Below are 14041 nucleotides of genomic sequence, written 5' to 3'. Positions count from 1 at the left end.
GGATCTATTAAACCACTACACCCTACTAATAGCCAGCAGGGAGCATTTCTCGCAACTCTAATAGCTCATTTGGAGAGTACATACACTCATGCATTAAATTGAACTCAAATACATCTACATCAAACTTTTGGGGTTCTGCATCTAAGATATAAAAGTCAGCACCAAAAGTTCTATATTCAAGACCGTTTACTTCCATGACTTTCGTGGAAAACAAAGCCTCACCTTTTTTACCGTTCTTACTATCCTCAGCAAAAGTAGCGTAAAGCACCTGTTCAACCTTATCTTCTAAGTCAGATTTAATTGAGATAAGTGTTGCGTTAGTTAGTTTTACTCTTGGTCTCATGCTTTTGCTTCCTTCTTATCTTCTAGGCAAAACGGGCGGAAAAAACTAAGGTACTTAACTCCATTAACTTTTAGTAAATTGTTGTCAGCATCAAAATGTGACAGAACGCTAGACTGATACAACGAAATATATTTTTCATAATCGATGGTGTTAAAAAAATTGGTATCGACACGTCGTGCATGGAAAACGAGAGCTTGCTGATCGATACGAACAATGAACTTTTGATCACCATCTAGATTTTTAACCTGTAGACATAAATCAGGTTTGTGCCAATCAGATACAAAGGAAGGAACCAGCGGGAAGCCATACACCAGATAGCGCACCCCCTCGATTTTGAAGATTGTTGGATTGAACTGAGCTTTATTAACTTTACCACTACTGAATAGTTCAAGTGTCAACATCAACCAATGTTCATGCTTAGAGAAGCTATTACCTTGGGATATGCAGCCCTCGAATTCACCGTCATGATTAACGTGGTTGATATACATGTACTTTTTGATGTTATCAATGGTGAGCTGCTCAAATGGAAATTTCGAAGCGATGAGCCTGAAATAACAACTATGAACTTTTAAATCTGCATATTGAACTATCAATGGTTCATCAAACGCATCAAAATATGGTCGCCATTCTAGACGGAAATCAGGACCCGTATTTATGACAAATTTAGCGTCATCAGGTAGCCCTAAGACTTGGTATATCACTGAAACTAACTCTAATGTTTCGATATCTACCAGCATCAGGCTTTCAATACGGTTTGCCATTGACTCAATTTCTTTATGAAGCGACTCAATGATTTCTTGATCATCATATTCGTTGATCATTAAGTATTTCAGGGAATCGTGCTTTAGAATTGAGTCCAGCTTTTTCTGTTCAAAGACCTCAGAGAGACAATTATGAGTGTCAGAAAAGTGAGGGCTGTTATAAACACCTCTAGCCCACAAACCTTGGGCGTAAAGATCAGGAAACTCTAATAACTCAGCAAACTCTTTTGCTTGTTTGTTAAGCTTATTCTTTAATTGATAAAGTGAGATCATTTAGTTCTCCAAACAATTTTCAAATAAACAATGGCCTACCAACACATTGCTTTATTTATTGTTCAAACAACCAAATTTTTACGGATGCTCCGCTTCACTGTTCACGTTCTTCAAGGCGAAAAACATGCGTAGGCGTAGGCTGTCCGTTCAGCCTTTACCTTATAATATCGCCAAAAAACAAAATGACAACTTACGTATTTGTACAACTTTAGGTAGATATTTTGAGTTTGAACTCTGAAAAGCTAAGTCCAAAAAGGGATATGACCAATTCTTCATCTATATTGGAGCTGGGAAATTTTTTTTCAAAATTTCCAATGATGCTATCTAGGTGGCTAGCTAATATTTTTACTAAAAATATTTCCGAGTTTGGTGAGAGAGCAGACAGTGCTATCAATGGGTTGTCAAAGGATTCAGCTTTCATTTTTACTAGTAAATCGCTGTAACTGTCACAGCCGTAAAGACAAATAGCTAGCCCTTCTTGGGCTTGTCCAAGGGGAAGTGATAATTTTTTTGACAACCTCTTTGCCTGACGCTTTACATTGCTTATAAGCGCTTCTGATTCAAAAGACATACGCACACCAAAACATAACAACTAAGGTCCACAGCACCTAAGTCATTACATCTTCAATGTATGATTAATCTTTTAAACCCAGAGTAAATCCATTTCGTCCGCATTTGTGGAAACTGGCTTCTCTGAAAAGCCACTGCAAAAAGCAGTGGCTATTGTCGCAATATTATAAGGAAATGTGAATTGTAGTTTGATGTCTACATGTTCTTTTCAGTGAATTCAGCCAAGCTACTACGCTCAACTTCATCAAATATCAACACCGAGCCTTTTTCATAGTTTCTATACACGTTAACAGCCGCGCTAGCACCTGAAGATGCTGGTGTGACAAATTTATCATCAATCTGAGCTAAGTTGCCCAACACGATTGTACGACAATTTTTGCCTCCTCGGCTTAACATCCCCTTGATTTGCGCTCTGGTCATGTTTTGAGCTTCATCAATGATCAACACAGCATCGTCTATTGAACGGCCCCGAAAGTAAGCCATACTGGTAAATTCTATATTAGCTCTTTCGATCACATGTTCAACTGTAGCGTGAATATTTCCTTCATGATTATCATCCGAGTGCATCGAAATTAATGCGTCAGTAATACCTGCCAGAAGAGGCATTGATTTTTCAGTTAAATCCCCCGGAAGGAATCCGGGATCATCGTCCATAAAATCTCTGGAGCGCACCACAACGATTTTTTTGTACTTTTTCAACTCCAATACTTGATGCAGCGCCGAAGCAACTGCCAAAAAAGTTTTTCCGGAGCCAGCAGGACCAAGGATGATATTTAAATCATAGTAAGGGTCTGTTAATTGGCTTAAAGCTACCACCTGACGCTGGTTTTTAGGCAATATGCCCCATATCTTTTCTTGCTTACGCGGCAATAATTTTGTGTATACCTCAGTATCTGTTACTTCTGAAATCCGGCCAATGTGTCCGGCTTCATCGTACCAATACATGTTTGGCTGAACTTCATCGTTGAACAAGCTTATTGGGAATGTATAAACCTCTCCTGAGACTTTGAAATCTTTATCTGATTCAATTCGATCAAAAAGATCGCCTTCAAAAGCCTGTACTCCTGTGTATAAAAGATCAATATCTGATATTTGATTATCTACGGCAACGTCCTCAGCCCTAACCCCAACTGTTCGAGCTTTCAATCGCATATTAATATCACGGCTAACAATTGTTACGTCTTTATTGAGTTCTTTTTGAAGATATAAAGCATAATTAATTATTCTGTTATCAGCATCACTTCCTATCCCGTGCTTTAACTCCTTAGCCAGATCCAATTGAGTGTCAATTCCAATGAAAAGCTTTCCTCTCTGGGCTGTTTCGGTAGATGGTAAAGGAATACCTATTTCCATTTCCTCGGCTGTATGTCCATTTATAATGTCTTCAAGCATTCTAATGCACATACGGGCATCGGCACTTACCGATTTATTAGTTCTTTCTTTCAGGTTATCAAGCTCTTCAAGGACAGTTAGACAGATGTAAATATCATCTTTGTAGCTAAAAATAGATTTTGGATCATGTACTAATGCAGATGTGTCTAGTACACGAGGATTTCGATTATCAATAGAGCTTTTCATTACGCAGCCTCCCAAAAGATTGAATCGTTGCTAGGCTTTGTGTTGTACTTTTCTTGTAAATTACAAATTTTGAGTAAAGGTTTATTGTTGAGAGACTGCTCAGAGTAGCTAAGGTAATCAATTTTTTTGGAAATTCTTTTTACTTTTTCTACAGGCCAATAAAAACAAGGGGGTAAAAACTTTAAAACACCCCCAATTCGGGGTTGTAGAATCACCACGGCATTCTGTATGCTGCGCCCGCGCATAAAGTTGACTGACTTAAACTGAATATTAGCTTTCTCCATGATGTAATTACGACTCGAAATGGGGCTCTCATCATGTTTATGCAGCACCTCCAGGGTGTCTGTGATCGCAGCCAGCCACGGGGCCATTTTTTCTTCTTCCGTGCCCGGTAAAAAGCCGATGCTTTCTGCAATTTCCGGGGTGTTTCGCGTCACTATCACTTTGTCATAGACGCCCTTTTCAATGATCATTTCCAGCGCACTGGCCAGCGCCAGCAGCGTTTTGCCGCAGCCCGCCGGGCCGGTCAGGATCACCAATTCAATGTTGGGGTCAAGCAGCGCATCGAGCGCCATACCCTGATATACATTCTTAGGAGAAACGCCCCAGGCCTGCTGGTGCATCAGGCGCTCTACACTGATGTCTTTGAGTGTGACGTGCTCTGCGTCGTAACCCGTCACCCGGGCGGCAAAATGCTCTCCCTCGTCTATCAGGTATTCATTAACAAACACTTCGGGCATCAATTTGGCGGGCACCTGGTGCAAGGTGTAACGCCCCTGCTGCTCGGTTTGACACTCGCCCACATTGGCCCAAAAGTCGCCGCTAAACTTGTTATACCCAGAGGTCAGCAGGTTAATGTCGTCGATCAACTGATCGGTACGATAATCTTCAACAAACTTGAGCCCGGCCCCTTTGGCCTTCAGGCGCATATTGATGTCTTTGGTGACCAGCACCACTTTTTTGTCTGAGTATTGCTTTTGTAACTGTATGGCGCAGTTAATAATGCGGTGGTCATTTTCGTTGCCAGGCAACCCGGAGATACTATCGGGATACAAGTGGTCATTGATCACAATGAGCTTGCCACTGCTGGCAGGTTTATGGGTGTCGCGCTGCACTTTAGGCAAGGCAACACCTTCGAGCATTTGCTCAGGTGATGCATCACGTAACACGTCGTCAAGACTGCGAATGGCCACCCTGGCATCGCTGCTGACATCGCGTTTTCTGTCTTTTATGTGGTCCAGTTCTTCCAGAACTGTCATGGGGATTACTACGTCGTGTTCCTGAAATGAAAAGAAAGCGAGGGGTTCGTGAAGGAGTACGTTGGTATCTAACACATACATTTTCCGGTCGAGGTCATCATTTCCCATAGTGCGTTCCTATTTAGTGAAAACTACTACTGAACAAAGACTTGGTCGCCACGCAAGCCTGTGTCCTTACCTTAAGTTTAGTCTATTTGTCACAAAAGTCGTTTTTATGACAGCCAGGTTAAGCACCGGGGGTGACAGCTTGAGTTAAATACGTCAATTTTGAGCAACTGAGCTATGCTTATTTTTTGCTGTGAAGACGTGAACACACTTGGCCAAAATAGCGCTAAACAGGACCATACACCTCCCCTGCTGAAACAATCGCGCAGGTCAATAGCTTAAAGTGAAAAAAATCACACTTTAAGCACGTTTCTCGTCCTCTCACAACCTTGAACAAGGCGGTGCTTCTCGGTACCATGGCCGCCTTTTTTCCGCGAGACGAGACAAGCATGAATTTTTCCTTAGGTCAGCGCTGGATCAGTGATACTGAATCAGATTTAGGATTGGGCACCATAGTGGCACTGGAAGGTCGCCAGATGACTATATTGTTTCCCGCCAGCGGTGAAAACCGCGTGTATTCTGTGCAGGAAGCCCCGGTTACCCGCGTGATTTTTAATCCCGGTGATGTGATCCGCTGTGTTGACGAATGGGAAATGCGTGTTGAAAAGGTTGAAGAACAAGGCGATCTGCTATGCTACCACGGCGAACGCCTGGACACTCAAGAGCCGGTCACGCTAAAAGAGACCTTTCTGGATCACTTCATTAAGTTTAATAAGCCACAGGATCGCTTATTTGCAGGCCAGGTTGACAGATTCGACCGCTACACCCTGCGCTATCAAACCTGGCAGCATCAGTTCAGCCGCCAGCAGTCTCATTTAAAAGGGTTAATAGGTCAGCGTGCCAGCTTGATCCCACACCAGCTTTATATTGCCGACGAAGTGGGTAAACGTTTCGCGCCACGGGTGTTGCTGTCGGACGAAGTAGGCTTAGGTAAAACCATCGAAGCGGGCATGATCTTACATCAACAGATCCTCACTGGCCGTGCCAGCCGGGTACTGATTGTGGTGCCAGAGAGCCTGCAACACCAGTGGCTGGTTGAAATGCTGCGCCGCTTTAACCTGCACTTTTCTATTTTTGATGAAGACCGTTGCGACGAAGCTTTCGCGGATTCACCCAACGTGTTTGAAACCGAGCAACTGGTACTAGTCAGCCTGGAGTTTATCACCAAGAAACGCCGCTGGTTTGAACAAGCCACACTGGCCGACTGGGATCTGTTGGTTGTGGATGAAGCCCACCACCTGACGGTAGAAAAAGACAAACCCAGCACAGAATATCAGCGCATTGCTGAGCTGAGCCAGGACATTGCCGGCCTTATCCTTCTTACCGCCACACCGGACCAGCTTGGTCACCGCAGCCACTTTGCGCGTCTGCAACTGCTGGACCCGGACAGATTCTACGATTACGACGCCTTTGTAGAAGAAGAAAGTCACTACAAAGAAGTGGCCGATGCCGCCAATAAACTGCTTCAGGATGGCAAACTTGACGACAAAGCCAAGGCAACCCTGAGTGAGCTGTTAAAAGAAACCGACATCAGCGACCTGCTGAGCCAGGTTGAACAAGGCGAAGAGACAGCCAAGCAGACGCTGCTGAACAACCTGTTAGACAGACACGGTACGGGCCGCATTTTGTTCCGTAACAGCCGCAGTGGCATCGACGGCTACCCAAGCCGTAAATTGCACGCTTGCCCGGTAGAAATGCCAAAGCAGTACAAAACCGCCATTTCTGTGATGGGTAACATTGGCGGTATTCAGAGCGCTGAAAAAAGTGCCCTGCGCGCCCTGTTCCCGGAAAAAATATTCCAGGAGTTTGAAGGCGAAAGCGCCAGCTGGACGCAGTTTGACCCGCGCGTTGTCTGGCTGATCGACAAACTCAAAGAGCTCAAACAGCAAAAAGTGTTGCTGATCTGTGCCGAAGCACAAACCGCCATCAGTCTGGAGCAAACCCTGCGCGAACGCGAAGGCATTAAGTCGGCGGTGTTCCACGAGGGAATGTCGATCATAGAACGTGACCGAGCAGCGGCCTACTTTGCCGACGAGTATGACTCTGCCCAGGTGCTGTTGTGTTCAGAAATTGGCTCGGAAGGTCGTAACTTCCAGTTTGCTCATCACCTGGTGCTGTTTGACTTGCCACTCAACCCGGATCTGCTGGAGCAACGTATTGGTCGCCTGGACCGCATTGGTCAGCAACAGGATGTGAACATTCACGTACCTTACTTCGAAAATACCGCACAGGAAGTGTTACTGCGCTGGTACGACGAAGCGCTGGATGCCTTCGAAACCACCAGCACCACCGGCCAGTTACTGTACAAAGAGTTCTCAGACGACTTGCTGGAACTGGTAGCTGCGCACAACTGTGATGAAGAAGAGCTCGACCCGCTACTTGAGCAGGTTGCCAAGCAAAACACGGTACTACGCGCCAAGATGGAGCAAGGCCGTGACCGCCTGCTGGAACTGCACTCAAGCGGCATGGGCAAAGCGGACAGTATCGTTGAAGAAATAGAAACGCTGGACGACGACGTGGTCCTGCCGACTTACATGATCAATGTATTCGACATCTTTGGCGTCAATCAGGAAGACAAAGGTGAAAATACCATCATCCTGAAACCCACAGAGCATATGCTGAACCCGTCGTTCCCCTGTCTGAAAGACGATGGCATTACCGTGACCTTTGACCGTGGCACCTCGCTGTCACAGGAAGACGCGCAGTTTATCAGCTGGGACCACCCTATGGTTGAAGGCGTAATGGACATGATCTGTGACGACGATTTTGGTTGTGCATCCGTTGCTTTGTTGAAAAACAACAAGCTGCCGGTGGGTACTTTCTTTGTTGAGCTGATCTTTGTGGCCGAAACTTCAGCGCCTAAGTCACTGCAAATTGGTCGCTTCCTGCCGCCAACGCCTATCCGAGTGCTGATGGACAAAAGCGGTAACGACCTGGCACAGAACGTCGCCTTTGATGCCTTTAACAACCAGCTTTCTGCGGTTGGCAGACAAACCGCCAGTAAGCTGGCCAATGCCCTGCAATCTGGTATTCACCCGCTGATCAGCAAAGCCGAAGAGCTGGCCAAAGCACAGATGGCTGAGCTGCAACAGGCGGCGCAGGCACAAATGGAAACTCGTCTGGGTGATGAACAGGCCCGCCTGCAGGCACTGAAAGCCGTTAACCCGAATATCCGCGACGAAGAAATTCAGGTATTCGACAAACAGCGCAGCGCACTGAGCGAGCACATCAGCAAAGCGCAGGTTAAACTGGACGCCATTCGCCTGATTGTAGTAGCGCACTAAGGCATAGCCTTTAAAAAATCATCCGGGGCACGGCTTTTGTGCGTGCCCCACACTCTCCTCCATCAGTCAAATAATACGCCACAAGCCACAGCTCGAAATGGTGAGCGATGGTCTTTGATGTTTTTGGTACAAACCAGTAACATTACCCGTTAATATGCCACTAAGAATACTAAAAAAAGCAACGATGATTTTGAACATACTCCCCGTGCTTGTCATGCTCTCACTTGCAGGCCCTGTTGCTGCATCTGAGCATAATACCGCTGACTCAAACGCCCCGGCTATTATGGCGGCAATTAAGGCCAATGCCCGCACGGACAATACCTTTCGGATGACCACTAAGATCAAGGTGCCGGGTAATGCCAGCGCAGGCCCCGGGTACTACCCGTTTAATTCAGCATGGGAGCTGGCACGAAACCCCAGCAGCCGGCAAAGATTTGACGACTGGATAAAAGAAAATGAGACGGTTACGTATTATGGCACTCAAATCACGTCTATCATGGATAGTATGTTTGGCGCATTGAATCCATTCATCGATATGGCAGGCATGGAATTGCGGTTTGAATTTGCAGACGGCTCTCACATTTTGATGAAAGCCCCAACGCTTGCCAGTGCCAAACTCAGATTCAGTTATGTGCCCGGCAGTGCGTCAGACGCAGACGGCAACCCGATTGCTGATGCAGGCACGACTTTTAAGGGCATTTATGCGTTTTCTTCGCTCGCCAGGCAGCAACAGTTTCTGGAAAAAGCGGCTGAGTATCATTCGGATTTCAGGGTGAAACACCTCGATGACACGGCGCAGCATCTGCGTATTGAAATAACGCCCATCAATTAAAACCACTATAAGAATGAAGACCTTACTATGTTAGACATGCTCAGAAATGACGAATTACCGCTTGCCCCTTTTGTGTTCGCAGTTCAGGCTATCTTGTTTGTTATCGTGAACTTAACCATTGCACAGAAATACCACTACAGTAAGAAAGTGGCGCTGATCGCCTCACTGATCCCGTTCGTGAATTTTTATGTCACCCTGGTCTATATCGCCATTGTTATTCTGAACTCTCGCAAGGAGCTACCCAAAGAACATAAAGGTAGCTAAGTAATACGCTATTCTGCCCACGCTGCATAATTCAGACTTGAATACAGAACGTTATAAAATGCGCCAACCGGGCAAAATTTAAAACACCACGGTCACGCCCAGCTCCCAGTTACGCCCCACCTGAGGAAAAATAGAGTTGTAGAACCCCTGAGAACGCAGTAAATCGCCGTCCTCATCGCGGAACTGGTTGCCTGAGCTGCCCTGTTCACTCCCGGCATGATACACCTGGCTGTCGAACAGGTTTTTCACTTTCAGATGCACACTCAATGCGTCCTGCTGCCAGACCAGGCTCATATTTGTCACCAAATAGTCACCGAGTTTGGTGCCTTGCTGGCGCAGCGGATTGCGCAGGTATAGCGATTTTTCAGAGACGTAGTTCAGGCGGGTATTAATGCTCAAGCGGGTGCTCAATGGCAGGTTCAAACCCAAGTTCAACTTATGGGGCGCAATGTCGCCCAGGTCGACCCGGTATTGTCCGCATGCAGCGGCATCGTCCTCACACGCTGGCGTGCCGTCACCTACCCACACGCCCAGCTGATGATCAAAGTTAATATGGCTGGTGGTTTTGGTATAACTGTAATTCATGAAGGCGCTTATCTGGGGGGCATCAAACCAGGGGTTTTCGGCTTCATAACGCAGCCGCCATTCTGCTCCCAATACGTCGCGCTCACCGGCATTATCCGCTTCTTCTTTGATAACGTTGTTATAGCGACTGTAATAAACCGACAGATCGCTAAACCAGGCCCCGCTTTGATTCATCCAGGTAAGGGTTAAGTCTTTGACTTCTTCCGGGGCCAGCTCTGGGTTGGCATTACGCCCGTTCCACCCGCCATATAACTGCACCGGGGCAGGTTCCTGAAACGCCGTAGCATAAATCGCCTTAATGGTATTGGTGGTATTAATGTCATAAGTCAGCGCAACGCGCGGCTTGATAAACGTGCCATACACAGAGTTGTTGTCCCAGCGTATCGCGCCACTGAGCGACCAATCAGCTTGCTTGTAACTGGTCCGTAAATACACGCCTTTATCTATGGTGGTCACCAGATTGGCATCCGGCATGTCTCTTAATAGGTAACGAGTTACCAGCATATCCGAATCAGTCGAATAATACACACCTTTGCCCAGCCCATAGGGGCCAAGATCTGCCGGATCTTCAAAAGAGCAATAGGCAGAAGCCCAGTAGCCACAGATCTCATAAGTGGAGGTAAGCTCCTTACGCTCGTATTTCAACCCTGCCGCCAGGTGCACTTCATCATTGTACTGATACTCATAATCCTGGCGTACTTTCCACGAGGTGCTGGCCGAGTTCCAGTCAGAAATAGTCACATAAGAGTTGCGTGATTGCGCACTTAACGGATCCGGACTGGCCTCAGCCCAGTCGCCATAACGTTGCTCTGAACGATAGCGAATGAAGTGCTTTAACATTCCTTTGTCAAACAAAGGGGTTTCATGCCTGAGATAATAGGAGCTGGTTCGCCGGCTCCAGCGCGCATTAGGCTGGCCCCTGTCGAAGGCAAACTGCAATCCATAGCCATTGTGATTAACCCAGTTATTAACCCCCAGGGTCAGAGTATCGAAACTGACCTCACCAAACACGCCGCTTTCATCATCTTTAGAGACGTACTGACCATAAGGCACGCCACCATGGCCATAATTCAGTACCGGCCCCCAGAAGCGGGGATCCGAAAGATACTGTTCATCAACAAACCCCCACTGGGCAAAGTCATCGACCCCGGGGCCATCGCTTTTGAACTGCTTAAGACCCAGCCAATAGCTCCAGCGCTGCACCTTACCCAAAAAATTTAAGTCCAGCGCTTGGCTGCCAAAGTCGGCCAGTTGTGCCTGTACGCTCACCTTATGGCCGTCTTGCTCCAGCGCTTTCCCTTTTTTGGTGATGATGTTAATTACGCCAAGAAATGCGTTCGGACCATATACCGCCCCGGCAGGACCCGACAACACTTCAATACGCTCAATCATGGTCAATGGTGTCTGGCGATTAAGCGGAAAATCATGTCCCCACAGGTGATTATTGATCACCCCATTCACCATAACCAGAGTACGTTGATTACTGGGTGTGCGATAACCTCGTTGATAGAACAGCGCATGATCAGCGCCATAAGACGTGCTGATGTCAACACCAGAGATATCGGCGAGAACCTCGCTCAGAGCGGTGTTACCACGTTGTGTAATATCCTGCTCAGTGATCACCTGTATTGACGCCGGTGTGTGGCGAAACTGCTCCGCCCGGTTAGAGCCTGACGTGACCGTCAATTCGAGCAAGTCGTCCAGCTCCAGCGCAAACAGGCCTGAATCAGCTTCATTTGCACCCGAAACCGTTGACGCCAACATACACATCAAAGGCATCATTTTTTTTGTCGCACTGCGTAGCATATCTGCCTGCATCTTTCGCGGTAAAAGTACCTCTAAAGTAATAGTCGCACATTGCAGGCATTGCAACATAGGGGGCTTCAGGTGAGCACAAAACGCCTTCTTCTCTGAAACTTCCCCTTGTTTTTTTAGCTCCACAACGGAGTAACACAACCGAATTGGCGTGCAAAATATTCAGTTAATGCTCTCTTTGCCGGTCAACTAACGTGTTGGCGGCTCTCCCTCTAGGATGCTCATCAACATTGCCGAAGATGTTGGTACCAGTCCGATTTTTAGGCCGAATGGCTTGAAGGCCTTGTTTAATACTTCGGTTTTATAATTTCCACGGTCGTTTTCTATATCTGAGAGTGTTTTGCGAGAGATGTTTACTAAATTTGCGTAAACCTCTTGCTTCAAGCCCAGTACATTGATGCGTAACTCTTTCAGTGCCTGTCCCTGAGTAAGCTCACCAAATAACAATCGTCTAATTATCTGACTGGCGATGCCTTTGCGCCTTGCCGCACTGACTGAGGTCGTGTTCTTTGAGACTCTTTGGGCCTTTAAACCTTGCCCTGGAGGCTTGGCCTCTGTAGACGCTTCGCGCCTCACCTGAGTCGCTCTTACTCTGTTTGCCTTAACTTTTGCAACCGTCTCCTTTATTTTACGGTCAGGTGCAGGTGTGATTTTTAGTTTCATATGAGCCCCCATTTTGAGAACTTATTTGGAATATGATCAAACCCAATTGATGGCATGGTCAAAATTTGCTCTGGCACGCCTCTATCAGCAAGACGCTGTTTAAGATCCAGGCATTGATGTGCAATGTCTCTCAGCACGCTCAGCAACATGTCAGGCGGCACCAAATCGCAAAGTGACTCGGCAATACCAATAAAGTCATAAGTTCCTCCAACTTCTAGCGGCTGATACCATTTCGTTGTACGGGGGATCCCTTCTGGGTCGGCTTTCATAGGCGCAAAATCATAAATAGGTGCAAGTTCAATAAAGCCATCCCCTTTTAGAAACGATGTATTGCGGCCGTGGTTGTCACTATTGCCAAATATAATGTTTAGCAAGTCGCGCTTAACCCACTCTATAACAAATCGCTGACTATCAAACTGATAGCCCTGTTCTGTCACCATATGACTGTTGTTTATTTTATGAATGAGCGCCCTGATCGTTTCCTCATGGTACAAAGTAGTGCCAGGTCTTTTTCCTAAAATAGAATAAACAGACTCCATAGCAAACCTGTTGCGGCACTGGTGTTCATCAGTCCAGATATCAAACCTCGGCAGCCATAAAGAGGGGTAGCTAATTCCTTCTTCAAGGCGCATATGCTTAATCGGGATGGTGTTTATTCCCATGCTGGTAAGCTCATGGTAGTAATGAAACTCAGCACGCAGAATGTTGCAATCTATTTCTGCTTTGGCACCTCTGGGATATTTTACTAGGTAGTGCAAATCCTGATCTGCGTTATCGTCCTGGTAAGGGTCTATCCAAATCCTACGTCGATTAACATCTTGTTCCATTGAACATCGCAGTAACAATTTGGGCGCTTCACCACCAGCTCCAGTTGCACCTCCTGCAGCAGCTCCCCTTTGCTGAGCATAATCCAGAAAGTCACTTGCCCGATTTTTCACATCATCGAAGGAAAAATAGAGTGTGTCGGCAACCTCTTCTCGATCAGGCAGGGACTCTTTGATACGCAAATTACCTACTGGTGACATAGTGCCATGTTTAAGCAAAATAAAATTTTGTTCATCCGGCCTGAGATCTTCTATATCCAGGAACTTTGCCCAGAAACGCCTGCTTGCGCCACTTGGTACAATATCATCTAAAAACGCCAGCCAGCCCGATTCATCGCTGTCGTCAAAGAAAAAAGAAACTGGATAGTTCAAGGAGGCGGCGTGAAAATCGTCCTTCTCTAGATGTGCTAAAATATAGTCATCGAGATACGAGAGCTCTGTTAGCTGGTAGTTTCCTTCGCTACTTTGTGGAAAAGAGATAATCGCTATGTCATGCCATTGCGCTGCGACAAACGCCTGTAAAGTCACTTCTTCCATCATAAAGTCCACTGATAGGCTAATGTACAGAAGTTTACTCATTATATGGCACACCTGCAAATAATGAGTAAAAGGGACCTCATTAATTACTATAATTCAATTTAATGCGCATCTAGCTACTCATTAATGCATGAGCGGATACTCAGTGTGATTAAGCAATGTAACCAAGGCTATGGCTGATGCAAGTTTTACCAAATTTGCGCTTGAAGATGAGATGGAGGAGGGGCATTTCTGAATCACCACACTGCGCTCAGAAACATAAAGCAGGCCAGTAAACTGGCCTACGATCAACAACATTGTCTAGCAAGAAACTAAAAATATCACCTTGTCAGGTTACCCTCTGGGGCG

The 14041-nt window shown here is 46.3% G+C and carries 11 protein-coding genes; 3 read left to right on the top strand and 8 right to left on the bottom strand.

Going from position 1 to position 14041, the window contains the following annotated elements:
* Window positions 1–25: 25 nt before the first annotated feature.
* The 5 genes from C3B51_RS13315 to C3B51_RS13295 form a co-directional block, all read right to left on the bottom strand.
* On the bottom strand, window positions 26–343 hold the full coding sequence (locus tag C3B51_RS13315; protein WP_045979610.1) for a hypothetical protein: 318 nt from the start codon (window positions 341–343) through the stop codon (window positions 26–28).
* Window positions 340–1377, bottom strand: a complete 1038-nt coding sequence (locus C3B51_RS13310; RefSeq protein WP_130245350.1) for a hypothetical protein — start codon at window positions 1375–1377, stop codon at window positions 340–342. Before C3B51_RS13310 ends, C3B51_RS13315 begins: the two co-directional genes overlap by 4 nt.
* A 208-nt stretch (window positions 1378–1585) precedes the next feature.
* Window positions 1586–1948 carry a hypothetical protein gene (locus C3B51_RS13305; RefSeq protein ID WP_130245349.1) on the bottom strand — a complete coding sequence of 121 codons (363 nt, stop codon included), beginning with the start codon at window positions 1946–1948 and terminating at the stop codon, window positions 1586–1588.
* 194 nt (window positions 1949–2142) lie between these two features.
* Complete coding sequence (locus C3B51_RS13300; protein WP_130245348.1) at window positions 2143–3525, bottom strand: PhoH family protein; 1383 nt, start codon at window positions 3523–3525, stop codon at window positions 2143–2145.
* A complete protein-coding gene (locus C3B51_RS13295) occupies window positions 3525–4892 on the bottom strand; it encodes a PhoH family protein (RefSeq protein WP_130245347.1) in 1368 nt (455 codons plus the stop codon). The genes C3B51_RS13300 and C3B51_RS13295 overlap by 1 nt, the downstream gene beginning before the upstream one ends.
* Window positions 4893–5278: 386 nt before the next feature.
* Here C3B51_RS13295 and rapA point away from each other — a divergent pair, with 386 nt between their 5' ends.
* From rapA to C3B51_RS13280, 3 genes are all read left to right on the top strand, one after another.
* Complete coding sequence (gene rapA / locus C3B51_RS13290) at window positions 5279–8173, top strand: RNA polymerase-associated protein RapA (RefSeq protein ID WP_130245346.1); 2895 nt, start codon at window positions 5279–5281, stop codon at window positions 8171–8173.
* 214 nt (window positions 8174–8387) lie between these two features.
* On the top strand, window positions 8388–9005 hold the full coding sequence (locus tag C3B51_RS13285) for a hypothetical protein (RefSeq protein WP_125721077.1): 618 nt from the start codon (window positions 8388–8390) through the stop codon (window positions 9003–9005).
* Window positions 9006–9032: 27 nt separating this feature from the next.
* Window positions 9033–9269 (top strand): hypothetical protein, encoded by a 237-nt coding sequence (locus C3B51_RS13280; RefSeq protein ID WP_130245345.1) that lies wholly within the window; start codon window positions 9033–9035, stop codon window positions 9267–9269.
* Between the two features lie 78 nt (window positions 9270–9347).
* Here C3B51_RS13280 and C3B51_RS13275 read toward each other — a convergent pair whose 3' ends face one another.
* The 3 genes from C3B51_RS13275 to C3B51_RS13265 all read right to left on the bottom strand — a co-directional run bounded on the left by C3B51_RS13275 (window position 9348) and on the right by C3B51_RS13265 (window position 13735).
* Window positions 9348–11618, bottom strand: a complete 2271-nt coding sequence (locus tag C3B51_RS13275) for a TonB-dependent receptor plug domain-containing protein (protein ID WP_165389154.1) — start codon at window positions 11616–11618, stop codon at window positions 9348–9350.
* Window positions 11619–11858: 240 nt separating this feature from the next.
* Entirely contained in the window at window positions 11859–12332 is a 474-nt protein-coding gene (locus C3B51_RS13270) for a helix-turn-helix transcriptional regulator (RefSeq protein ID WP_206074740.1), read from the bottom strand.
* On the bottom strand, window positions 12329–13735 hold the full coding sequence (locus C3B51_RS13265) for a type II toxin-antitoxin system HipA family toxin (protein ID WP_240701899.1): 1407 nt from the start codon (window positions 13733–13735) through the stop codon (window positions 12329–12331). Before C3B51_RS13265 ends, C3B51_RS13270 begins: the two co-directional genes overlap by 4 nt.
* Between the last annotated feature and the right edge of the window lie 306 nt (window positions 13736–14041).

This window comes from Pseudoalteromonas rubra (assembly GCF_004212645.1).
In the GTDB taxonomy this organism is placed as follows: domain Bacteria; phylum Pseudomonadota; class Gammaproteobacteria; order Enterobacterales; family Alteromonadaceae; genus Pseudoalteromonas; species Pseudoalteromonas rubra_G.
Note: the sequence above shows the minus strand (reverse complement) of the source record. Positions and strands in the feature narration are given on the sequence as shown.